The organism is Pseudomonas sp. PME37.24/006 (assembly GCF_055556635.1).
Window position 1 is genome coordinate 1 of sequence record NZ_JBVHNL010000138.1, and the last position, 266, is coordinate 266.

Consider the following 266-nt stretch of genomic DNA (forward strand, 5'->3'; position numbering starts at 1 on the left):
CCCTTCCCCGCCCCGGGGCTCTCGACCCAGATGCGGCCCTTGTGGCTGTGCACGATCTCGCGGGAGATCGACAGGCCCAGGCCCAAGCGCCCGCCGGAACTGCCCGCGCCCTGATAGAAGCTCTCGAACAGCTTGTCCTTGTCGGCGGGCTCGATCCCGTCGCCGGTGTCCTGGACGGCGATGCGCACGCCCGCGGCGTCGCGCTCGACCTTGACGGTGATGGAGCCCCCCTTCTGCGTATGGCGGATCGCGTTCTCCAGGAGGTT

General features: G+C 69.5%; 1 protein-coding gene. It reads right to left on the minus strand.

What is annotated here, in order from left to right; translation table 11 throughout:
• A partial coding sequence (locus tag ACZ3GY_RS24145; protein ID WP_465912291.1) for a sensor histidine kinase occupies positions 1-266 on the minus strand: 266 nt, incomplete at both ends.